This is a genomic window from Streptosporangium sp. NPDC000563, from assembly GCF_040299985.1.
Classification (GTDB): Bacteria; Actinomycetota; Actinomycetes; order Streptosporangiales; family Streptosporangiaceae; genus Streptosporangium.
This window is the reverse complement of sequence record NZ_JBEPDA010000010.1, coordinates 226,370-249,228: the sequence shown is the minus strand read 5'-3', so window position 1 is coordinate 249,228 and position 22,859 is coordinate 226,370. Positions and strand designations below refer to the sequence as shown.

The following is a 22,859-nucleotide window of genomic DNA, read 5'->3' as shown; positions in this document are numbered from 1 at the left end:
CCTCCTCGTCTTGGTCAGTGTGACTGTGCGACGGCGTGCTGGGCGAGAATGAGCTGGCAGATCTCGCTGCTGCCCTCGATGAGCTCCATGAGCTTCGCGTCCCGGTAGGCCCGCGCCACCACATGGCCGTCCTGCGCCCCCGCCGACGCCAGCACCTGCACGGCCGCCGCCGCACCGCGTGCGGCCTCGGTCGAGCCGATGTACTTGGCCAGGACCGTGGCGATCACCATCTCCGGCGATCTCTCGTCCCAGCAGCGGCTCGCGTGCTCGCAGACCCGGGTCGCCGCCTGCTCCGCCGCCATGAGCTCGGCGAGGTGGCGGGCGACGAGCTGGTGTTCGGCGAGGGGCCGACCGAACTGCCTGCGGGTTCCCGCGTGCGAGCCCGCCGCCAGGAGACAGGCCCGCAGGATCCCGACACAGCCCCAGGCCACCGATATCCGGCCGTAGGACAGGGCCGTGGTTACCAGCAGCTGGAGCTGCTGGCCGCCGCCCCCGAGCACCGCGCTCGCCGGAAGGCGTACGGCGTCGAGGTCGACGTCGGCGTGCCCGGCGGCCCGGCAGCCGCTGGGGTTGGGCACCGGGCGTACGGTGACCCCCGGGGTCTCGGCGGGGACGACGACGGCGGCGCCCTCGTCCCCGTACCGTCCGAAGACGACGATCAGGTCGGCGTAGCGTGCGACGGTGGTCCACGTCTTTCGCCCGTCGACCACCACCGTGTCACCGTCGGCACGTATCCGGGTGGTCAGCGCCGTCACATCGCTGCCGGCCTCACGCTCGCTGAAGGCGACGGCGGCCAGCTCGCCGCCGGTCAGCCTCGGGAGGTACTCCTGGCGCTGGCGGGCGTCACCGAGCCGCTGGATCGTCCACGCCGCCATGCCCTGCGACGTCATCACGCTGCGCAGGGAACTGCACAGGCTGCCCACGTGCGCGGTGAGGGCCCCGTTCTCCGAGCTGTTCGCGCCGACGCCGCCGTACGCGGGCGACACCTCGGCGCAGAGCAGGCCCAGCTTGCCGAGGGTCCGCAGCGTCTCGGTGGGAAGGAGACCTGCGAGGTCCCATTCCGCCGCCTGGTCGCCGACCAGGTCGGTGACTCCTTGGCGCGCCTGGGCGAGCCATTCAGGCATGGTCCGCCACCGGTGTGTCCAGCAGCCGCAGGACGAGGGAGGCCATCCGCTCGACGGTGCGGAAGTTGTCCAGCTTCAGGTCCTCGCCGAGGATGGCGATGCCGTACCTCTGCTCCAGGTGGACGACCAACTCCATGGCGAACATCGAGTTGACGAGCCCGGAGGCGAACAGGTCTCTGTCGACGGCGACCTCCGTTTTGATCCGCTCCTGGAGGAAGTCGAGGATCTGCCTCCGGATGGTGTCGGGGGTCGGCTGAAGCGTCTCTTCTGGGTGCGTGTTCACGAAAGCACCTTCTCGTAGTCGTAGAAGCCCTTACCGGATTTACGCCCAAGGTGGCCCATCGTCACCTTCTCCAGCAGGAGTTCACAGGGCTGGAAGTTCGCGTCGCCGGTGCGCTCCCACAGGGCTCGCAGCGCGTCGACCAGGTTGTCCAGCCCGATCAGGTCGGCCGTGCGCAGGGGCCCCGTGGGGTGTCCGAGGCAGCCTCGCATCAGGTCGTCCACCGACTCGGCGCTGGTCACGCCGGCCGCGACGATCCGTGCCGCCTCGTTGATCATCGGGTGGAGCAGCCTGCTCGTGACGAATCCCGGAGCGTCCCGCACGACGATCCCGCGGCGCCCCATCCGGGCCAGCAGTCCGGTGACCGCGGTCATCGTCTCGTCGCTCGTCAGGTCGCCCCTGATCACCTCCACCATCGTGATCAGGTAGGCGGGGTTCATGAAGTGGACGCCGACCAGCTCGTCCGGGCGGGCGGTGAACCTGCCCAGCTCCCCGATCGGGATGCCGGAGGTGTTGGAGATCAGCGGGGTGCCGGCCCCGAGCAGCTGTGACGTCTCGCCCAGCACCTTCGCCTTGATCTCGGCGTCCTCGACGACGGCCTCGACGACCGCGGTGGCGCCGGCGACGGCCGCGGGGTCCGTGGTCGTCGTCAGGTCGGCCACCTGGCCCTTCGCCGGTACCGAGCCCATCAGCCGCGCGTGCCGGAGCTGGAGGTCGACGCGGTGCCGGGCGTCGGCGAGCTTGTCCTCCGACACGTCGACGAGCACGACCGGAATACCGTGGCCGATCGCCACGACCGCGATCCCCGTGCCCATCACCCCGGCCCCCAGGACCCCCAGCCGGGCATCTTCCACTTCGTTCATCCCTGAGCCTCACATAGCGGTTCGAGTTTGCCTTTCCCGTGCCTCACGGACCGCCTCTCTCCGATGCGCCGGGCTTGAGAGGCGGCCGTGAACTCACCAGCTCGACGCGAGGATGAGGTCTCCGAAGTCCCGCTCGCGCGAGGCGTGCTGAAGATCGGACTCCACCATCATGTGCATCAGCTGCTCGAAGCTCACGGTGGGTTCCCAGCCGAGCTCGATCCGGGCGCGGCTCGGGTCGGCGCAGAGGGTCTCCACCTCCGCGGGACGCACCAGCGCCGGGTCGACGACGACGTGGTCGCGCCAGTCCAGTCCCACGTACTCGAAGGCCATCTGTACGGCGTCGCGCACCGAGTGCATGTGCCCGGTGCCCACCACGTAGTCGGTGGGCTCGTCCTGCTGCAGCATGAGGTGCATCGCCCTGACGTAGTCGCCGGCGAAGCCCCAGTCGCGGACCGCGTCGAGGTTTCCGAGATACAGCTTCTCCTGCAGGCCGAGTTTGATCTGGGCGACCCCCAGCGAGATCTTCCTGGTCACGAACTCCGTGCCCCGGCGGGGCGACTCGTGGTTGAACAGGATCCCGGAGACGCCGTACATGTCGAACGACTCGCGATAGTTCCGGGTGATGAAATGGCCATATGTCTTCGCGACCCCGTAGGGGCTGCGCGGATGAAAGATCGTCGTCTCGTGCTGCGGGCTCTCCGCGACCTTGCCGAACATCTCCGAGGACGACGCCTGGTAGAAGCGGATCTGGCCGCTGCTGCCGTCACGTGACTTGTCCAGCCCGCATACCAGGCGGATCGCCTCCAGCATCCGGAGCACGCCCATGCCGTTGACCTCGGTGGTCAGCTCGGCCTGGTCCCAGGACATCGGGACGAAGGAGATCGCCGCGAGATTGTACACCTCGTCGGGCTGTACCTTGTCCACCGCGCTCACCAGGCTCCCCTCGTCCAGCAGATCGCCGTTGACGAATGACAGATCGCTGACAAGACGGCTGACACGGGATTTCCGGGGATTCGCCTGGCCTCTGATCAACCCCCAGACCTGGTATCCCAGGGACAGTAGATGCTCAGCCAGATAAGAACCGTCTTGACCGGTGATACCGGTGATCAGCGCGCGCCTGGACATGCACTTTCCTTTCAGCACCGCGAACAGATTCCGACCGGACACCGTCGCGACCGCGAAGACGCCGACGGCGTGCCCACAGCGGGAATCGAGTCCGTCGGGCCGGCGGATCGCCGGCCCGTGACCGAGGGAGTTCTTCCGGGTGTCAGGTGATCGGCGGTGACAGTGGCCTGCCACCAGAGTCGAGAAGTCCGGGAAACGCCGCAGAATTACCGGACTCCAGGGATTCCTGGGACTTCTGGGACTTTAGAGACTGGAGGGCTCACCGCGAACTCCCACGGAACCGTCGGCGAGAGCGTGATCGGGCACCAGGGCCATCCGGTCGGCGAGATCGGCGGCCCGGTGCCGGAGGCGCTACTCCTCGACCCAGCCGTGTGTCTGGGCGAGGCCGACGAGGCATCGGCGGACGCCCAGCAGCTGTTCCGCCGTCATCGTCGGCACGGCCACGAGCAGGGCTTCCGTGATCTCCTGCGTCATTTCCCCGACGGAGAGCACGTCACAGAAACCGGCGTCGTTGCCCTGGCGGTCGGCGGCGGAGACAGCCGGTGCCGGTGCCGCCGACCCGATCGACGCGGGCGTCGGCGCGGGTCTCGGCACGGCGGGCGGAGCCGACGGAGACGGTGAGGACGACAGGGACGGCGAGGGCGGCGAGGACAGGGCGGCCTTCGGTGCGGCAGGCCTGTCGAGTACGCGGACCTGGGACGCCTTCAGTCCCTTTCCGCCGTTCTCGACCCTGAATTCGACCCTCGTGTCGATCGAGAGGAGACGCTTGTCGCTGTTCAGGTCGTTGACGTGCATGAAAACGTCTTCGCCACCCGAGTCGGGGGCGATGAAACCGAATCCGCGAAATTCATCGAAGCTGACGAGCTTACCCGTTACCACCACACCGCACCTCACCAGAGCCACGTTTTCCCGAAATGGGTACCTCTTGCTCGGAGAATCGTTTTCGGTAACCACGGAAACCCATTCCCGGTTCGGATGGGAGCGCGACCACGGTTATCCCGCACACGATTTACCGCTCACTTCCAAAATTGTCGAGTATGTTTACTCGGCTATCTTGGTACGCTCGGACCACTGGAAGACCGGAAGGTTCTCCCCGTCGACCGTAAGAAATTCACCGTTGTGCACGAAGTGCTCGTATCCCGCACCGGAGAGAATCTTCACCTTCTCCTCCGGGGCGACCATGGTTCGAACGGGGCTTCGACCGGAAAGTCGCTCCGGCCCACCGGATAGCACAATTTTCGCACTGGTCACGATGAAACCTCCCTTGCCGTTCCGGCGGCGCGATCGTCTCGACGACCACGCGACCGCAGGCCGATTACATGGACTTACTTCACGAATTCGGGCAGAATCCGGGGCGGCCAGGAGCCGAGCCGGAAAATGCCCATGGAGTACGCCTTGGAGACCAGAGCCGGGCGGTTGGTGGCCTTCAGCTTCCGCAGCAGCGTCGTCACGTGATACTCCACGCCGCCGCGGCTGAGGTACAGCATCGACGCGAGCTGCACGGTCGACACCCCGGCGGCGACACCTTCGAGTACCCGCGCCTCCATGCTGCTGAGCAGCCTCTTTTTCCCGGTCAGCAGGTCGTCACGCTGCTCTCGGTCGGGTCGCACCACCACCATGACGCTCTCGACGTGGCCGGCCTCGCCGTGCAGCGCGATCCCGGTGAGCTCGCCGCCGAGCACGGTCTGGTCCGGCCGCACGGCGATCACCCGCTCCTCGAAGCGGGCGCGCCGATTGTCCGTCAGATGGGTGAACTGCTGTCCCAGCTTGTCGCGGACGCTCAGATGGAGCAACTCGCAGAACGCCAGTCCTCGAATGTCCGCCAGGGAACGCCCGAATTGCCGGGTGAATTCGAGATTCGCCTCGATAACCCTGGTCGCGTGGTCGAGATTCGCCACGCAGATTCCCGACTGGTCGAAAAAGGAACGATACTGGTCTATCCCGTCGGCGGGTGGGCCGACTAACCGAAGCCGCCGTTCCTCATCAACCGGAGCGATGCCGATATCAATACTCATCTGATTACCATTCCTCTCCTCCAGCAGACGAGACGATGACCCGATAACTATGGGGTAACGACCAAATCCACTTATTAACATGATATTAATCGGTGCGAAAGCAGGTCAACATAAGCCCACGACAAACAGTAAAAGACTGTGGTGCGTGAGGCGTCCGGTTCGGACCTTGCGGTGCGGTGGGGCGGTCTCGTTCGGTACCGAACTTCCGGGCGCCCACCCGGGGAAATAGTTCACGTTCCGCACTAAATATCGCGCGTACGGCCGGGGCCCTCGAACCGGCGACGGCGGCACACCGCCCGCCGGAAATTACCCGTCACGACGCGGATCATGCCGGGCACGCGAACCGTGATGCGGATCATGCCGGACCGGCGAACCGTGATGTCCGTCGCCGGCCGGGGTCCTCGGCGCGGATTTCCGCCGACCGGCCCGAAGCGGCGACTTCGCGGGCTCCCCGCTCTTCAGCCCTCGGCCAGGTGATCGCTCAGGCATCCGGCCGGCGGATCACCCGGCCGTCCGGTCGCGGAGACCGCGCCGGGCGGCGGCGGGAATCGGGGGCCACGCCTCGGAGACCTGCGAGAAGGTGACAGGCGGCGATTCGCCTGGCGGGATCCGGCGGAGCGGCCGTCACACCGCCTATTCGTCCGCGTTCCGCGCGCCCAGTTCCTCGACGAGCGCCGCCCTGCCGCTCACCCCGAGCTTGCGATAGGTGCTCGTCAGGCTTTTTTCGACGGCACGCCGGGTCACCCCGAGCGAGTCGGCGATCCGCTGGTTCGTCCATCCCCGCAGCACGAAGGCGACGACCGTCTCCTCGGTCTTGGTCAGCTCGCCACGCTCGGGTGCGGACAGTCGCAGCGCCGGGCCGTTCAGCTCCGAGTCCCTGTCGCCCTCGGCCCAGGAGACGCCACGTTCCCTCGCGACCCGCGTGCCTTCGGAAACGAACTCCTCCGCGTCGTCGGCACCCAGCTCCGCGAGTCTTCTGCCGAGAAGCGTGAGCGTCCTGGACAGCTCGATCCGATCCTCGGAACGGCGAAGCGTCTCGACGGCCCGCTTGAGGAGATCGACGCCCTCCTCACCCGGAGTGATCATTCCACGCAGCCGCAGCGCGCGGCCGTACGTCGCGGGAGCGCCCCACGCCCACGCGAAGGCGTACTCCTCGTCGGCCAGCTCGGTCGCCGCCTGCACTCTTCCGAGCCGGTGGTTCACCGCCGCGGCCCATACCCGCCAGGGGTACAGTGCCGCGTTCGTCCACCCGCAGCGCGACAGCTGCCTGCCGCTGTCGAGGAACCTGTGCAGCGCGGCCGGCAGATCGCCCCGCACCGCGTCCAGCATCCCCCGCACCATGCGATGCGCGACGACCACCCGCAGGTCACCGCTCTCCGGACTGGTACGGATCACCCGCTCGCCCAGTTCGACGTCCTGCGTCTCAAGCGCGATCATGGCGAGCGTCCAGATGGACAGCGTCCTCGCCTCCGGCCAGGACGAACCGGCGTTGTCGGCCACGCTCAGCGCGGTACTCCTGGCCTGGACCACATGCCCCGACGCGCGAAGGATCATGCTCCGCTCCGCGTTGACCAGCGCGATGACCCCTTCGAGCTCCTGGCGCTGAGCCTGTTCTCGCATCGCCTCCAGCCACGGGGTCACCGAGGCCGCCGTGTCGGCGAGGACCAGCGCCTGGACCAGCAGCGGGAGAGCGGTGTAGGCGTGCCCCGCGCGCGGCGGCTCCCGCTCCAGGATCCGGCCGGCGAGGGCGGAGATCTCGGCGGCCGTGACCTCGCCGGTCATCGTCGCCGCGTAGGCGAGCACGGCCAGCAGTTCCCGCCCGGAACCCGTGGAGACCGGCACCTCCGCGCCGAACCCCCGCAGCCGGTCGGCCGCCGCGCCGAGATGCGCGGCGTCCTGCATCCCGAGGCAGCGGGTGCGGGCCTCCAGCCGCAGGCCGAGGTCTCCCTGCGCGTACGAAGGACCCCGCTCATGGAGCTGCCGCGCCACATCCTGGACGAGCGCGCCCGATGACGGGTTGACCGTGCCGATCGCGGGCGGGATCCACAGCACCGCCTCCGCCCGCTCCGTCACCGAGGTGAGCATCGGCACGGCCTGCGAGATGTGGGTGACCGAGGACGCGAGGTCGAATCCCCGCTCGGCGGCGGCCAGGTCGACCAGGAGCCGGCCCCGGGCCTCGCTGTCCGGCGGCCTGTCCAGCAGCGCGTGCCGGATGTAACGGGCCGCCTTCCTTCCGGCGCCGCGTTCGAGCGCGGCGCCGGCGGCCGCGCGCAGGACGCCGATCTCCCATGCCTCGTACCCTGCGGTGACCTGCAGGAGCTGGTCGGCGACGTGCTCGGCCGGGTGGCCGACGGTGTGCAGCAGCGACGCGGCCCGGCGGTGCATCGAGGCGCGCGTGTCGGTGCTCATTCCCGATTCGATGCCGTACCGCACGCTCTGGTGGACGAATCGCGGCGACTCGCCGCCGGCGAGCAGGCCCAGGCGGTCGAGGGTCTGCATCGCGGACTTGTAGTCGATGCTGTCCAGACCGGCGAGCTCGCTGATCAGCTCCGGCTCCGCCAGGTCTCCGAGCACGACCATCGCCTGCGCGAGATCCCGGACGACCACGGGCTGGATGCCGAGGCAGAACATCCGGCGGTCGCGGAGGAACGGTTGGCTCGCGGCGTGAACCTCACCGGCACGTGCCGCGACCGGCTGGAAGCCGGCCGTGCGCAACCTGTGCAGCATCGCGGCCAGCGAAGCGGGGTTCCCACCGGACACCTCGTGACAGGCTCGGGCGAATTCGAGGTCGCAGGACTCCCCGAACTCCTCGCCGATCAACCGGCGCACCCCTCCGACGGAGAGCGGCCTCGGGTGCAGCGTACGGGCGCCCGAGGCGACGATCTCCCTGAGCAGCATCGGGTCGGAGGCCGCGCACTCCTCGGAGAAGGCGGCGGCGACCAGAACCCGCGTGCCGTCAAGCCGCCTGGCGAGGTACGCCAGCCAGCGAAGGGACGGCGCGTCCGCCCACTGCAGGTCGTCGACCACCACCACCAGTGCCCTGCCTTCGCCGCCCTCGCCGCCCTCGCTGAGGTTGGCGATCAGCGAGTTCAGCCCCTGCAGGACCGACTCCTGCCTGAGCGACCGGTTCGGTCCGATCGCGTGCGACTCACCGAAGAACATCCCCTGCACCAGGCTCGCCGTGCCCTGGAACCAGGTATCCCAGCGGTCCTTCTCCGCCCCGGCCAGGATCGGCTCGAACAACTGCTGGACGACGCCGAACGCGAAGTCCTGTTCGAGGAGCGTGCCGCCGGCGCGCAGGACCCGCGCGTGCGGGGTGGCCGCGTCGGCCAAAGTGCGCAACAGCGCCGACTTGCCGACGCCGGGCGGGCCGATGACCGCCATCATGGACCCGTTGCCCGCCAGGGCCGCCTGAACCGCCTGCTCCGCCCGCGCCAGCTCCTTCTCCCGCTCCAGCAGCATGGATTCACTCACCCATGTTCCGCGGTGCCGGGATCGAGGCGAGAAGCGAGGCGAGCTCGTTGCGGTTGGTGACCGCGAGCTTGCGATAGATCGTGGTCAGCCGCAGCTCCACCGTCCGGAGGCTCACCGACAGGACGCTCGCGATGTAGGCGTTCGAGTGACCCGCGGCGGCCAGCCCCGCGACCCGTTCCTCGTTGGCGGTCAGTGGGTACCTCGTTTCGTTCGGCGCCGACGGTCCTTCCGCGACAACCTCCACGGCAGGGCGCTCGGACCGTCCGGTGAGTCTAGCGTCAGGTGTGTCGATTCTCACCGTCGCCTTCTGCCGACTCTGAGTCGCGGCGTATCTCCTCGCCGCCGACGACGCCGCGGCGGGCTCGGCCGGCACCGTCGCGGGGCGGTCGTACGGCGCCGGCTTCCGCGGGATTCGCGCGTCGTGCCCGAGGTCGCTCGCCGCCTCCACACCGTCCAGCACCTGTGACGCGCACCGTCGCGCGACATCCAGCGCGCTGGGGGCACCCCACTCCCTCGCCCGCTCCAACCCCTCCAGCGCCAGCCGCCTGGCGGTCTCGACGTTGCCGCACGCGCTGTTCGCCACGGCGGCCACCGATCGCCATGACAGCACCGCGGGATTCGTCCAGCCCCTGGACAGAAGCACGCGCCCGCACTCGTTGATGTCGCGCAGCGCGGCCTCGGGGTCCGCCAGCTCCATGTGCACCCTGGCACGGGCGTACAGCAGTGCCGCCCAGGCCACGCCCTGGTCCGCCCCCGGAGGGAACTCGAAGGCCAGCGACTGCTCGGCCTTCTCCACGGACCGGCCGGCGAGATGCAGGTAGGCCTCCGTCGCGACGAGGAAGGGGACCATCCGCGGATGCCACGAGGTGAGCGGCAACTCCGCCAGTGCCGCCTCGAAGTCGTACACCGCCTGCCCGAGGTTTCCCCGCCGCATCTCGCATCGGCCGCGGTGGATCAGCGCCAGTGCGGCCGGTGCCCGTGCGCCGCAGCGCCTGGCGTCGGCCAGGACCTCGTCCAGCCCGATCACCGCCTCGGCGACCTCGTCGGCCAGGAGCAGCGCCCTCGCCGCGTGGATCCTGGGGCCGAACGGCTGCTCCTCACCCCTCACCTGGAAGGCCGTCCTGGCCAGTTCCCGCGCCTGCGGCAGACGTTCCCCCCTGGCGGCGAGCATCCAGGCCGCGACACCCGCCCGCACGGGGTCTCCCGGCTCGTCGGACGGTTCGGGGAACGAGTGCACGGGCAGCGCGGAATCACCGATCGCGCAGTCGTTCTCCGCGAGCCAGCCGATGGCCGCCAGCGATTCGAGGCCGGCTCCACCCGCCTCTCTGCGCGTGTAGGCCGTCGCGACGGCACGGTACGTGGCGGACGCGTCGCCCCGCGAGCCGAGCAGATCGGCCGCCCGGACGAGTGTGCCGACCGACACCTCGGTACCGCTGTTCAGCAGCACCTGCTGCAGCCGCCTGTCGCTCGTCTCCGAGTCGCGGTCCGCCTCCATCATCGCGAGCTCGATGAGCAGCCGTTGCCGCTGTTCGTCCCCCACCGGTTCCCTGAGCGCCCGGCCGAGCAGTGCCGCGGCGCCCTCGTGGTCCCCGTCGAGACGACGCTGCGTGGCCACCCGGCTCAGCAGGCTCACCACCCATTCCGCGCCGACCGGCCGCGTGTTGAGCAGCAACCGGGCGAGCCGTTCCTCCGGGATCGCCGCCCGGTACCCGAGCTCGACGGCGCGCATCGCGAGTGCCTGCCGCTCCCCGATCTCCATCCGGGCCAGCGCCCTGTCGGCGATGAGAGGGCTCGCCGGCGACGGAGTCCTCCCCTCGGTCACCAGCCCCAGGCGCACCAGGACGGACAGTGCCTGCTCGGAGGACATCGTCCTCGGTGGCGCCAGCGAGGCGAGCAGGTCGGCGTCGAGGCCGCCCTCGCAGACGGCTATCGCGAGCAGCAGCGCGAGCGCGTCCGCGGGCAGGCGGGAGATGCCCCTCGTCACCCGGTCGCCGCTCACCTCGGCGGCCCGCTCCAGCAGAGCCGGAACATACCGCGCGACGGGCGGCAGGGCGGCGCGCACGAAATGGTCGAGCACGGCGAGCAGGGCCGCCGGGCTGCCGCCCGTGGCCTCGGTGGCCGCGGTCACGAACGCCCCGTCGACGGGCCCCGCGTACCGGGAGACGATCACCTCCCGGACCCCGTGCTCGCGCAGCGGCGGCACGTGGATCACGCTGCCGGCAACCGGTCCGGACTCGGTGACCGGTTCGACGGCACAGTCTTCGCCGGGAGCTCCGGCCTGCACCAGGAGAATCGGCGCATACCGCAGCCGGTGGGTCATGGCCGCCAGCCATGCCTTCGATTCCTCGTCCGCCCACCGGGCGTCGTCCAGGGCGATCAGCAACGGACGGTTGCCCGCGAGGGCCACGAACTCCCCGCACAGCGCGGGAATCAAGGTCGTGGCAGGCTGCTCCTCCGCCCACAGGCGCCGCGCGAAGGCCGGATATCCGGCGCCGGCCAGTCCGGCGGCGATCTGCGAGACCACGCTGTAGCGGAGATCGGCCTCGGTGGGCGAGCAGCCGGCGAGAACGGCGAGCAGTCCGGCCTTCCTGGCGTGGGCGACGACCGCCCTGAGCAGCGCGCTCCTTCCCGTGCCGGGCGCACCGAGCACGGTCACCACTCCTGGACGGCCGCGCAGGAGCATCGCCACCTGCTCGCCCAGCAGGCGTGTCTGCCCTTCCCTCTCGGCCAGGAACTCCGGTGCGGCGTCCCTCCACCGAGCGCCCCGCTCGGTGACACTCACCGGCCACGTGCGTGCCGGCCCGTGCGTCGCGGCTTTCCCCTCCGCTAGCGCCATGCGTACGACACCGGCTCGTCGCTGACGGTCGGCGAGACCCTCTCGGACTCCCCGCCGGGGCCTGCCGTGGCACGAGGGGGGGCCGAAACCCTCCGGAGCAGGCTCGGAGCCCCGACCACGGTCGCATCAGTGCCACGGACGGGCGCGGGAACCTCGCCGTTCAGCCCGAGCGATCCGTCCGTGACCTTGGCTTCGACTCTGTGTCGAGTATCGCTGCACATTTCGCACCTCGAATCGACGACGCATGCGCCTGATCTCAAGCACTCCGATCGCCTACTGAGGAGACCTTAATCACAGCAATGTTGGTTTACAAGCATTTGCCTTGGATTTACCTGTGATTGCCTTTATTTATCTGTGTTCGACGGCCTGACCACCTCTCCTTCGAATGACCGGAGACACCGGGCCGGCGTCTCGGAGAAGCGGATCCCCTCCGCAGGAGGAGCAGGTGGGCCGGGGCACGACGGCGACGGACGGCCGCACACCTCACCGGCACCTCACCGGCACCGCAGCGCGCCCGCCACCTGACGTCTACAGGGGGATGTTGGTGTGGCGGCCCCGGCGCGCCGGGGCGGCGGCCAGGGCCTCGCCGAGCCGCAGCCGGGTGTACGCCGGGTCGATCACCTCGTCGACGACGCCGATGCTCACCGCCCTGGCCACGCCCCCCGCGATCCTCTCGTGCTCCGCGGCCAGGCCCGCCAGCAGCTCCTCACGCTCGTCCTGTGCCACCGCGGCGAGCTTCTTGCGGTGCAGGATCTCCACCGCCGCCTTCGCGCCCATGATCGCCACCTCGGCCTCCGGCCACGCGAACACGGCGGTGGCACCGAGCGACCGGGAGTTCATCGCGATGTAGGCGCCGCCGTAGGACTTGCGCGTGACCAACGTGACCCGCGGAACGCTCGCCTCGGCGAACGCGTGCAGCAGCTTCGCTCCCCGGCGGACCACCCCCTCCCACTCCTGCCCGACGCCGGGCAGGTAGCCGGGGACGTCGACCAGCACGAGCAGGGGCACGCCGAACGAGTCACACATCCGGACGAACCTTGATGTCTTGTCCGAGGACAGCGAGTCGAGGCAACCGCCCTTGCGCAGCGGATTGTTCGCGATCACCCCTACCGTCCGCCCGGCGAGCCGGCCGAACCCGATCACCATGTTCGGCGCCCATCTGGGCTGCAGCTCGACGAAACCCGGCTCCCCGTTCTCTGCGTCCCCGCCGTCCAGGACCGCCCTGACCAGCGGGCGCACGTCGTACGCGCGCCGGGGTGAGTCGGGGAGCAGGTCGCGCAGCGGCCTCGCCTCGCGCACCGAGTCCACGTCGACGAATCCCGGCTTCGCCAGCAGCGCGACGAGCCGGCGGGCCTGGGCGAAGGCCTCCTCCTCCGACCCTGTGGCGATGTGGGCCACCCCGGACTTCCTGCTGTGCGCGTCCGGCCCGCCCAGGCTCTCCATGTCGATCTGCTCGCCGGTGACCGACCTGACGACGTCCGGGCCTGTGACGAAGACGCGGGCGGCGTCAGACATGATCACGATGTCGGTCAGGGCAGGACCGTAGGCCGCGCCGCCCGCCGCGGGACCGAGCACGACGGACAGTTGCGGGACCTCGCCCGAGGCCCGGACCATCGCGGCGAACATCTCCCCGATCTCGTGCATCGCCGACACGCCTTCGTTGAGCTTCGCGCCGCCGGAGTGCCACACGCCGATCACCGGGCAGCGTTCGCGCACCGCGAGGTCGATGGCGTCGGCGATCAGCGGGCACTCGTCGATCCCGATCGCACCGCCCTTCACGGTGGCGTCGGTGCAGTAGATCACTACTCGCACGCCGTCGACCCGGCCGTAGGCGACCACCACTCCCACGCCTTCGCGCCGGTGGATGATCTCCAGGGAGCCCGGATCCGACAGCCGTGACATCCGAACCGCCGGGTCGCGGTGGTCAAGGGACGGCTCGTCTCGGTCCACCACAGCCACTGAGGGAAATGTCATCGCTCACCTCTGCGAATCGCCCGTCGTCCGAGCCGTAAGTGAACCAGCGGCGGCGCCGGGAAAACCCCTAGTCTTGCCGCCCGGTCCACAGACGTCCCGCGTCAGGGCAGCCGGAGCAGCCCATCGCGCACGCGCGTGATGATGTTGAGCGACGGCTGGTTGTCGACCTCGGCGAGCGGATGCACTCTGAGGAGGTTCCAACCGATCGCGTCACCGATCAGGACGATGGCCACCCCGATCGGCATCCTGAGGCGCCCCGCGATCTCGACCACCGCCATGGGCTCCCGGCACATGTCGCAGATCCAGCGATATTCCGGGGACAGCGCGGGATCGTCGGCGCTCATCGTGCCCTGCGGCGTCACCGAGATCAGCGAGTCCATCCGCAGCGGGGCGTCGCCGTGCGTACGCCCTCCGGAGATCACGTACGGTCGCGGTCCGACCGGCCGCGAGTTCTCGTGCTCGTACCTCGTCGAGGACGAAGGCGCCCAGTCCGGGTCCGTTGCCGGCGCGGGGGCGACCCGAGGCATCGCGTCCGGGAAGCTTTCGGCGTAGTGGTGCTCGTCGGCGTCCGCCCACGACCTCTCCGGGACGTCGTACCTCTCCGGAGCGTCGTACCTCTCCGGGACGTCGTACCCCTCCGGGACGTCGTACCTCTCCGGAGCGCCGTACCCCTCCGGAGCGTCGTGCGTCCCTTCCTCACCGGCGACGGCCACCTCGGCATCCCACACACCGTCGTCCGCTTCGACGTCCCGCGCGCCGTCGTGCGCCTCGATCTCCCGCGCGCCGTCCTCCACCTCGACGTCCCGCGCGTCCTCCGCCGCCTCTTCCGCGGGTTTGGGCAGGAACTGGTGCTCGGCCCAGGTCCTGTAGTCGCCCCAGCCGCCGAAAGCGGACGCATGGTAGCTGGGCTTGTCAGCGAATCGCCGTCGTCGCCTCCTGCCGTTGGACATCGCCGGGATCTCACCTGCTCTCCAAAGATCATTTGCCTCAAGATCACACGATGATGGGATATGATCATCCCATCGAGATCATCGCGATCCGTCACCCCGCGATTTCGCCGCGTGTTCGCTGCTCTCCGCGGAGGTCTGCTGATTGTCCTCGGCGATACCTAGGTGTTTGCATAGTATTCCGCGAATCCGCTGGCGGATTCGGCGAGGGGGTGGGAAGCGTTTCCAGCGCCCATCCCAGATCCGCACGGCCACTCACGTCCAGCTTGCGAAAGACGCTGGTGAGATGGCTTTCGACGGTGCGCAACGTGATGCGCAGGGCCTGGGCGATCTCCTGATTGGTCGCACCGGTCGCCGCGAGTTCCGCCACGCGCCCCTCTCCCGTGGTCAGCACGTTCTTGACCCCACCGGCTCCCTGGTACATCCGGCCGCCCGCGGCGACGAGCCGGCCACGGGCCTGCTCGGCCAGCCTGCGAAATCCGCACCGCACCGACAGGTGCACGGCGCGACGGAAATGTCCGCGGGCGCCCTCGCGGTCGTCCATCCGCAGCAGCGCCTCGCCCAGCAGACTCTCGGCCCTGACCAGATACCAGCGCGCCTGGGTCCCGGTCAGCGTCTCCACCGCCTCGGTGAGCGTCTCCACCCCGTCGACTCCCTCCGCGACCGCCCCCCTCGCCAGCAGGGCGAGTCCTCGGGCAGGCGCGTTCCCCCAGGCCTCGGCGAGTTCCTCGCCGTGCTCGACGAACTCTCCCGCCTCGTTCCCACGCCCCAGTTCGGCGAGGAGACAGGCCGCCTCCAGCCACCACGGCACGAACATCGGATGCCTGACGACGGCCTCGGCGAGCAGCGCACCGCACTCGGTCAGGGACGACAGCGCGCTCGCGTGGTCACCTCGCGACGCCGCCAGATACGACTTCGTCATCAGCACCCGTGGATAGTCGAGAAGGTAGTCCTCCACGTCCGGCGTGCCCAGCTGGCCGAGTACGGCAGCGGCCTGGCCGAGGTCCCCCCGCCAGGCGAGCACCGCGCCCAGGGCCGTCCGCGGTGCCGTCACACTTCTCGACCACGGCTGCTCGTCCGCCAGTTTCATGGCTCTGATCGCGTCCACCAGCGCCCCGTCGAGGTTGCCCGCCTCCCCCAGGATCCACGACCGCCTGGACAGGGCCATCACCTGCCCCCAGGTGTCCCCCTGCTCCGCGCCGTGCGAGATCACCCGGCCCATGGCTCGCACCGCCTCCTCGACCTCGTCGGCGAGTGAGAGCACGTACGCGGCGGCACCGACCGCCTGGCTCCAGGAGACCTCGTCCGGGCCGCTGAGCGCCTTACGGGCCAGCGGCAGGCAGGTCCGGGACGAGAAACCCGACATGGCGAAGACCAGGGACCGCCCGGCGAGCAGTTCGCGTCCGCCTCCGGCGGACACCCCGGGGGTCCGCGACATCACCGCCCATTCCGAGACGGTCTTCGCGGTGGACCTGCGGTTCCACCCGATCAGCAACAGCGCGGACTCCACCAGCATCCGCGACTCGTGATCCCCGGTGGCCGCTCCGTCGAGTTCCGCCAGGACGGCGTTCAGCGTCGAGACCACCTCCGGTTCCCTGCCCAGCGGCGGTGCGACCCGCGACATCTGGATCGCCAGACGTGCTCTTCCCCGCACGTCGCCCGTCTCCCGCAGCCCGTCGCAGAGCATCGCGTACGCTCTCGCCGGATCGTCGTGTCCGATCAGCCGCGCGAGGTCGGCCCGCGCGCCGACGTCGGCGGGATCGGCCATCACCATCCGGCCCAGGTAGTGCGCCGCCACCTCCGCGTCCCCGTTCGACTCGGCACGGCGTGCTCCCTCCCCGAGCACGCCCCGCATCCAGGTCTCGGGAAGTGCGGGCAGCAGCGCCAGTTGCGCGCTGACCTCCTCGGCCGGACGGCCTCCGTCGTTGAGCAGCCTGGCGGCCAGTTCCCGCCGTCGGTCGAGCGCGGCGGTCGGCATGTCGTTCAGCACCGCGGTCCGCACATGGTGCTCGTTCAACTCGGCCAGGCCGACGTCGATGATCTCCTCGTCGCGCAGGATCTCGATCGCGGCGGTCACCAGCGGCTCGGGGACCCCGGCCAGCATGCCCACCAGTTCCGCGTCGGAGTGCCCCAGCACCGCGAAGGCCTCCACGACCCCACGCACGTATGCCGGCCGGCGGTCGAGCGTCGCGAGCAGATGTCCGGCGTGGAGTTCGGCGCCGAGTTCGGCGGCCCTGGACTCGCCTCGGGCGTCAGGTGGCACGCCCTCCTCGCTCAGGCGCTTGAACAGCCGCGCGAGCAGTGCCAGGTTGCCCCGGCAAACACTGGTGCACAGGCGGACGAACAACTCTTTCGGCACAGTCTCCCAGCACCGCCGGGCCAGCTTCCCCGCGTCCTCCTCGGAGAGCGGCCCGAGGTCGACGACGCGGTGCCCGCGCGCGGCGACCCCGGGAACCGCCCGCCCGTTCGACGGGCCGGAGCGGTGCTGAGCGAGCAGGACGAACAGCGGCAGATGATGCCCACGGTTCACCAGGAAGTCCAGCCATGCCAACGACTCCTCGTCGCACCACTGCGTGTCGTCGAGCATGAGGGCCACCGGTCCCGACGCGGCCGCCTCGCCGACACGCCGGAACAACAGGTGTGACAGCGGCACGGTGCCGCCTCGGGTCGGAAGCGGCGCTCCGCCGAACAGGCTTTCCGCACCGCTCCATGGCAGGCGGGCCCCCGCGGGCGAGCAGGAGCCGCGCAGGATCGTCACTCCGACACTGCGGGCATATCGCTCAAGCGCCTCCAGCAGGGCGGTCTTCCCCGATCCCGTGGGTCCTCGCAACAGCGTCAGAGACGCCTCGCCCTCCGCGGCCCCCTCCAGCCAGGACACCAGTGTGCGGAACTCCGCTTCCCGGCCCACCGGCCTGGCCTCGCCGTGGAAGATCCGTCCCGACATGGTCACCATCTCGCTCCATCAGGTCACCGAATCTCGCCAAGAGGGGGTCGAGCCATGCGCTCTTCTTGTGCGTGGCGTGCGGGCACCGGGCCGACACCGACGTCAACGTGGCCGGGAACATTCGAGACGCCGTCGCAGGGCGTGCGGGGATCGCGCGGGCATCGACATGCCACCTCCGGACGGGCACCCGGTCATCCACTGATCCGGTACAGCCGTGTTTCCGATGTTTTTCCGACGTTAGCTTCTAGAATCTCGCTCGGCAAAGACCTCTTTGCCGCGAGTTCATCCGAACCCCGCCTTCGCCGGGGGCGGCGCCCCTCCGGCGGGCCGCTCATCAGGGGCGGGCGTGCCTTCCGTACCCACCGTCGCCCGCGACGGCCGCACACCGTCTCACACCCGTCTTCTCGGGCCTGTCTCAGGCCCGTCTCAGGCCTGGAGCCTGGTGTAGAACCGGCTGCACTCCTCGTAGGCGGGGAGCAGACCCTGCCGCCGAGCCTCGGAGAGGGTCGGGGCCGTCGCGTCCTTGTCCGACAGCAGCGGCGTCACCCCGGCGGGCCAGTCGATCCCCAGCTCGGGGTCGAGAGGATCGATCCCGTGCTCACGCCTCGGCGCGTACCCCTCCGAGCAGAGGTACACCACGGTCGCGTCGTCGGTCAGTGCCATGAAGGCGTGACCGAGCCCCTCGGAGACGTACACGGCCCGGTGGTCCCTGTCGTCCAGGATCACCGACTCCCACCGCCCGAAGGTGGGCGATCCAACGCGGATGTCGACGACTACATCGAAAACCGCACCCTTGACACACTTGAGGTATTTGGCCTGACTCGGCGGGACGTCGGCGAAGTGCACGCCGCGCAGCGTCCCCCGGCGCGAGACCGAGTAGTTCGCCTGCGAGAGGGCGAGGGGCCGGCCGGTGGCCTCGCGGAAGCTCTCCGCGCGGAACCACTCGTGGAAGCTGCCCCGATCGTCGGGGAACACCTCCGGTTCGAACACCCACGCACCCTCGATGCCGAGTGAACGCATGCCCACCTCTCCTTCCGTGACCCCGCCTCATCCGGGGAGGGGGCCCCGGACGGCACGCGCGACGGGCGCTCCCAGCGGAGTCTCCTCCGACCATCGCCCCCTTGTGAACCCGTCGTGGCACCCCGAGGAGGCGCGTACGGTCCTTCGCGGGACCGTTCCAGTGCCGCACGGGCGGATCGTCCCAGGTGGGCGCCCATCAGGCCGGTGACCGGCCGATCTGGCCACTTCCGGCCATCACGAGCCTCGTCCCCCCGCCCAGGGGGAGCGGCCGGGAAACCGTGTTCACGATCGGCACGACGTCCCGTCCCCGAGGCGGTCCTCCCCTCCCCACGGGCGCGGCACCGGGTCCCGCCGACGCCCCGACGGCCACCCGGCACAGGGACGCGTAGCATCGACGTTCTGCGACATTCATTCGATTTCCGCTCACGAACACAGACGGACACAGAGGATCATGAACGACTCCTTCATCCCCGCCGCCCGCGCGGCAGGCGGGACCGGCCCTGGCGGCACGCCCGCACGGCGTTCCCCCCGGCCGGAGAACGACGGCGGGCGACCCGGCAGCACCGCGTCCGCTCCGGTGGAGGCGTCATGATCGACCTCCTCCGCAACCCCGTGAAGAACTACGACTGGGGTTCGCGCACGGCCATCGCCGCACTCACCGGGCGCCCCTCCCCCACCGAGCTGCCCGAGGCGGAGATGTGGTTCGGCACCCACCCGTCCGGCTCCTCGTCGGTGCTTCGCCAGGGGACGTGGCACTCCCTCGCCGAGGTGGTGGCCGCCGCCCCCGAGACAGAGCTGGGCGAAAAGACCGTCGAGCGGTTCGGTTCGCGGTTGCCGTACCTGCTGAAGCTGATCGCCGTGGACCTGCCGCTCTCGCTCCAGGTTCACCCCTCCCAGGAGCAGGCCAGGGAAGGGCACGCCCGGGGCACCTACGTCGACCCGTTCCCCAAGCCCGAGCTGATCTGCGCGCTGACCCCGTTCACCGCGCTGGCCGGGTTCCGTCCTCCCGAGGAGGCCGCGGTCCTCATCGGCGGGCTGGGCGTACCGGAGCTGGAGCCCGTCGTCGCGCCGCTGGCGGCCGGAGACGCCTCCGCCGCGCTCCGCGTCCTGGTGGAGTGGCCGAAAGACGGCAGAGCCGATCTCGTGGCCGACATCGCGCGGGCCGCCTCCTTCGCCGGAGGTCCCGAGAACGAGCTGGTCGTACGCCTGACGGAAATCCACCCGGAAGACCCCGCCTGCCTGGCCCCGCTGTTCCTGCGGCGCCACGAGCTGCGGCCCGGTGAGGCGCTCTTCCTGGGCGCCGGGGTCCTGCACTGCTACCTGAGCGGGTTCGGCGTGGAGATCATGGGCGGCTCCGACAACGTGCTGCGCGCCGGGCTGACCGGCAAGCCGATGGACGTGGAGGAGCTGCTGCGGGTCACCGACCCCTCGCTTCCGGCCCTCCAGGTCGAGCCGGTCGGCGATCTCTACCGCACCCCCGCCCCCGAGTTCCGCCTCGGTACGGCCGTCCCCGGTTCCGGCCTCACCCTGCAGGGCGGCGTGCCGCGCATCCTGTTGTGCACCGAGGGCGAGGTCGAGACCGGCGGGCACCCCCTGCGGGCCGGCGAGTCGGTCTTCGTCTCCGCCGCCCGGGGCCCCGTCGAGGTGCGCGGGCCGGGAACGGTCTTCTGGGCGGAACCGGGGATCGACCAGGCGCCCTGACCAGCGGCTCACGCCCGCCCGCCCCTCCCTCGTGAGGCCGCGGGCGGGCGCGATCCACGGCGGGCGGGCGCCCTCACGTCCATACCGGCCTGCTATGGCGGATAACCCCCGGGGTGGTCGGGGCGTCCCCACCGGCGAGGCTGGAGGTATCCGATGACACCGTCCGACGACCTCACGGATCCAGACCTCCGTCTGGAGCTGATCCTGGTCGAGGTACTGCACCACGAAGCCGAGCACCTCGCGACCGGCTGACGCGTCCCGGTCCCGGCTCCAACGGGGGGAGCCGGGACGGGACGCGTCGAAGGACAGGGGCCAAGTCGTCCTCAGGTTTCCCGGTCGTGTGATGTCGTGGACTCCAGCACCCTTTTCGCCTTCGCCATCAGGGTGAGCGCCACCACCGCGAAGGCGAGCGCGAGCAGGGTGAAGAGGGTGAGCGACAGTTCGTCCGTCCGTTCCAGCAGCCGGGGCGACGCGGTCGAGACGGCGAACAGCGCGAAGAACAGCAGTGACCACGCGTACGGCCTCACCCGCAGGACCCCGCCCCGCCTGGAGACCATCAGTGGAACCCGGCCCTTCAGCAGCACGCGAACGCCGTGCGCGGCCAGCACGCATCCGATCCCCAGCAGGGCCCAGCTGAACGCGACCGACAGTGTGTGCGCGCTCATCGGGATCGCACCTCCCTGGCCGTCGGCGGTGATCGGAGACGGCGTCTCCGATCTTCGGCCGCCTGCCCCGCGAGAGAGACGGCAAACCAGCCGTCCGTACGGCGAAGCACCCCGTCGCTTCCGTGGCGGCCCGGCCACCCCCGTCGTTACGCTGGGGACCCGCGCCGACGTGCATGGAGGAACTCATGGCCGCTGGCCCGCTGGAACCGGATGACCCGCGCACGCTGGGAGCGTTCCAGGTCGTGGGGCGCCTCGGCGAGGGCGGGCAGGGCATCGTCTACGAGGGGTGGAGCGCCTCCGGCGACCGTGTCGCGATCAAGGTCCTCAAGGGCGGCACGAATCCCGACATCCGCCGCCGGCTCGCCAGGGAGCTGGAGTCGGCCCGCCGGGTGGCCCCCTTCTGCACGGCCCGGGTGCTCGCGGCCGAGCTCGACCGGCCGGACCCCTACGTGGTGAGCGAGTTCGTGGCGGGCCCCTCGCTGCAGGAACGGGTGCGCGACGACGGTCCGCTGCGCGACGGTGACCTCGAACGGCTCGCCGTCGGCACGGCCTCCGCGCTCGCGGCCATCCACGGCGCGGGGGTGGTTCACCGGGACTTCAAACCGGCCAACGTGCTTCTCGGCCCCGACGGGCCGCGCGTGGTCGACTTCGGTATCGCCCGTCCCCTCGACGCCGACACGGCGTCCATGACGATGTCGGGCACCCCGCCCTACATGGCTCCCGAGCAGCTCATGGGGGTGCACGGATCACCCGCGGCCGACGTCTTCGCCTGGGCCTCGACCATGCTCTACGCCGCGACCGGCAGGGCACCGTTCGGCAGCGACACCGTCGCCGCGGTCTTCAACCGCATCATCAACCAGGAACCCGACCTGTCCTGCGTTCCCCAGGGCCTGCGCGAGACCCTGGCCGCCTGCCTGTCCAAGGAACCCGCGGCGCGTCCCTCGGCCCGGTCGCTTCTGGTGCGCCTGGTCGACCCCGGAGCCTCCACCGTCACGGTTCCCGACGTCGGCCCGGTGCCCAGCGCCTACGTCCCCTCCGGCTGGCCGGACCGCGCTCCGAGCGGCCTGACCCGTCCCGTCGAGGCCGAGCCGCCACCGGCCGTCCGGTCCGGAGTCCACTCCACGCCCACCGAACCGGCCGGCCTCGTACGGGACACGGCGCTCCTACCTCCGGGCGGTGCCGGTACGGCGGGTCGTGACACGAGGGTCCACGCGCCCCCGTACGGCGAGCGGGGCACGCGGCGGGCGAGGAACGTGGCCATCCCGGTGGCCGCCGTCGTCCTCGCGGGTCTGGCGACGGCCGGCGTGCTGTACGCGACGGGGACGATCGGAGGTTCCCCCGCGAACGGGGCGGCGCCCCGGAGCGGATCCGAGGGGACCTCCCGCCAGGCGCCGGCCTCCGGATCCGGTGACACCACCGACCGGACACCGGCCTCCGGACCTGAGAGAACCCCCGACCGGGCACCGGCCTCCGGATCGGCCTCGGCTCCGCCCGCGGCTCCCGGAGGGGGCATCCCCTCGGCCTTCGCGGGAACCTGGACGGGACAGGTCGTCTCGCAGGACGACCGCAAGCGCACCGCCGACGTCACGATCACCCTGAATCAGGGAGGATCCACCGGGACCTGGGTGTCCGGTGACTGCGAGCAGCAGGCCACGCTCACCCGCGTACGCGACACCGTGCTCAGCCTGAACGTGGCGCAGCGCGGCCAGTGCGTGAGCGGGGACATGACCCTCACGGTGCGGGACCCCCAGACGCTGGACTGCGTGAAGCAGGAGGGCGGGGGCTCGCTGGAGTACCGGGGGACCCTGCGCCGCTCCTGACCTTCCCCGCACCCTCCGGAATCGCCCGGCCCGCGCCGCTCCCGCCCTGCCCTCGACCGCCCTCGACCGCC

General features: G+C 70.3%; 16 protein-coding genes. 2 read left to right on the top strand and 14 right to left on the bottom strand.

Annotated features, from left to right (window positions below; all coding sequences use genetic code 11):
- Positions 1-14: 14 nt before the first annotated feature.
- The 13 genes from ABT352_RS23880 to rfbC form a co-directional block, all read right to left on the bottom strand.
- Complete coding sequence (locus ABT352_RS23880) at positions 15-1,124, bottom strand: acyl-CoA dehydrogenase family protein (protein WP_350947118.1); 1,110 nt, start codon at positions 1,122-1,124, stop codon at positions 15-17.
- Complete coding sequence (locus ABT352_RS23875; protein WP_350947117.1) at positions 1,117-1,407, bottom strand: acyl carrier protein; 291 nt, start codon at positions 1,405-1,407, stop codon at positions 1,117-1,119. The genes ABT352_RS23880 and ABT352_RS23875 overlap by 8 nt, the downstream gene beginning before the upstream one ends.
- The gene (locus tag ABT352_RS23870; RefSeq protein WP_350947116.1) at positions 1,404-2,267 is read right to left on the bottom strand and encodes a 3-hydroxyacyl-CoA dehydrogenase family protein; all 864 of its coding nucleotides are present in this window, start codon (positions 2,265-2,267) and stop codon (positions 1,404-1,406) included. Before ABT352_RS23870 ends, ABT352_RS23875 begins: the two co-directional genes overlap by 4 nt.
- A 93-nt stretch (positions 2,268-2,360) precedes the next feature.
- Positions 2,361-3,392, bottom strand: coding sequence for a GDP-mannose 4,6-dehydratase (locus ABT352_RS23865; protein WP_350947115.1), 1,032 nt, complete (start codon positions 3,390-3,392; stop codon positions 2,361-2,363).
- Between the two features lie 351 nt (positions 3,393-3,743).
- Positions 3,744-4,271 (bottom strand): cold-shock protein, encoded by a 528-nt coding sequence (locus tag ABT352_RS23860; protein WP_350947125.1) that lies wholly within the window; start codon positions 4,269-4,271, stop codon positions 3,744-3,746.
- Between the two features lie 162 nt (positions 4,272-4,433).
- Positions 4,434-4,643, bottom strand: a complete 210-nt coding sequence (locus ABT352_RS23855; RefSeq protein WP_350947114.1) for a DUF5988 family protein — start codon at positions 4,641-4,643, stop codon at positions 4,434-4,436.
- A 74-nt stretch (positions 4,644-4,717) separates the two neighbouring features.
- Positions 4,718-5,407: a helix-turn-helix transcriptional regulator gene (locus ABT352_RS23850; RefSeq protein WP_350947113.1), complete on the bottom strand. Its 690-nt coding sequence runs from the start codon at positions 5,405-5,407 to the stop codon at positions 4,718-4,720.
- A 633-nt stretch (positions 5,408-6,040) separates the two neighbouring features.
- Entirely contained in the window at positions 6,041-8,881 is a 2,841-nt protein-coding gene (locus ABT352_RS23845; RefSeq protein WP_350947112.1) for an ATP-binding protein, read from the bottom strand.
- The gene (locus ABT352_RS23840) at positions 8,874-11,663 is read right to left on the bottom strand and encodes a helix-turn-helix transcriptional regulator (protein WP_350947111.1); all 2,790 of its coding nucleotides are present in this window, start codon (positions 11,661-11,663) and stop codon (positions 8,874-8,876) included. The genes ABT352_RS23845 and ABT352_RS23840 overlap by 8 nt, the downstream gene beginning before the upstream one ends.
- A 582-nt stretch (positions 11,664-12,245) precedes the next feature.
- Positions 12,246-13,691 (bottom strand): acyl-CoA carboxylase subunit beta, encoded by a 1,446-nt coding sequence (locus tag ABT352_RS23835; RefSeq protein ID WP_350947110.1) that lies wholly within the window; start codon positions 13,689-13,691, stop codon positions 12,246-12,248.
- A 101-nt stretch (positions 13,692-13,792) separates the two neighbouring features.
- Positions 13,793-14,641: a DUF742 domain-containing protein gene (locus ABT352_RS23830; protein WP_350947109.1), complete on the bottom strand. Its 849-nt coding sequence runs from the start codon at positions 14,639-14,641 to the stop codon at positions 13,793-13,795.
- 91 nt (positions 14,642-14,732) lie between these two features.
- On the bottom strand, positions 14,733-17,591 hold the full coding sequence (locus ABT352_RS23825) for a BREX system ATP-binding domain-containing protein (protein WP_350947108.1): 2,859 nt from the start codon (positions 17,589-17,591) through the stop codon (positions 14,733-14,735).
- A 417-nt stretch (positions 17,592-18,008) separates the two neighbouring features.
- Positions 18,009-18,602: a dTDP-4-dehydrorhamnose 3,5-epimerase gene (gene rfbC / locus ABT352_RS23820; protein WP_350947107.1), complete on the bottom strand. Its 594-nt coding sequence runs from the start codon at positions 18,600-18,602 to the stop codon at positions 18,009-18,011.
- A gap of 588 nt (positions 18,603-19,190) precedes the next feature.
- Here rfbC and manA point away from each other — a divergent pair.
- Positions 19,191-20,303 (top strand): mannose-6-phosphate isomerase, class I, encoded by a 1,113-nt coding sequence (gene manA, locus ABT352_RS23815; protein WP_350947106.1) that lies wholly within the window; start codon positions 19,191-19,193, stop codon positions 20,301-20,303.
- Positions 20,304-20,626: 323 nt separating this feature from the next.
- Here the strand turns inward: manA and ABT352_RS23810 are convergent, their stop codons facing one another.
- Positions 20,627-20,968 (bottom strand): hypothetical protein, encoded by a 342-nt coding sequence (locus ABT352_RS23810; protein ID WP_350947105.1) that lies wholly within the window; start codon positions 20,966-20,968, stop codon positions 20,627-20,629.
- Between the two features lie 185 nt (positions 20,969-21,153).
- On the opposite strand from ABT352_RS23810, the gene ABT352_RS23805 reads away from it, so the two are divergent.
- Positions 21,154-22,788, top strand: coding sequence for a serine/threonine protein kinase (locus ABT352_RS23805; protein WP_350947104.1), 1,635 nt, complete (start codon positions 21,154-21,156; stop codon positions 22,786-22,788).
- Positions 22,789-22,859: the final 71 nt, after the last annotated feature.

Bases quoted from the DNA above. Each gene is read 5' to 3' on its own strand.
- ABT352_RS23870 (WP_350947116.1), bottom strand. From the start codon at position 2,267: ATGAACGAAGTGGAAGATGCCCGGCTGGGGGTCCTGGGGGCCGGGGTG.
- ABT352_RS23835 (WP_350947110.1), bottom strand. From the start codon at position 13,691: ATGACATTTCCCTCAGTGGCTGTGGTGGACCGAGACGAGCCGTCCCTT.
- ABT352_RS23830 (WP_350947109.1), bottom strand. From the start codon at position 14,641: ATGTCCAACGGCAGGAGGCGACGACGGCGATTCGCTGACAAGCCCAGC.
- ABT352_RS23810 (WP_350947105.1), bottom strand. From the start codon at position 20,968: ATGAGCGCGCACACACTGTCGGTCGCGTTCAGCTGGGCCCTGCTGGGG.
- ABT352_RS23825 (WP_350947108.1), bottom strand. From the start codon at position 17,591: ATGGTGACCATGTCGGGACGGATCTTCCACGGCGAGGCCAGGCCGGTG.
- ABT352_RS23805 (WP_350947104.1), top strand. From the start codon at position 21,154: ATGGCCGCTGGCCCGCTGGAACCGGATGACCCGCGCACGCTGGGAGCG.
- rfbC (WP_350947107.1), bottom strand. From the start codon at position 18,602: ATGCGTTCACTCGGCATCGAGGGTGCGTGGGTGTTCGAACCGGAGGTG.
- ABT352_RS23865 (WP_350947115.1), bottom strand. From the start codon at position 3,392: ATGTCCAGGCGCGCGCTGATCACCGGTATCACCGGTCAAGACGGTTCT.
- ABT352_RS23880 (WP_350947118.1), bottom strand. From the start codon at position 1,124: ATGCCTGAATGGCTCGCCCAGGCGCGCCAAGGAGTCACCGACCTGGTC.
- ABT352_RS23850 (WP_350947113.1), bottom strand. From the start codon at position 5,407: ATGAGTATTGATATCGGCATCGCTCCGGTTGATGAGGAACGGCGGCTT.
- manA (WP_350947106.1), top strand. From the start codon at position 19,191: ATGATCGACCTCCTCCGCAACCCCGTGAAGAACTACGACTGGGGTTCG.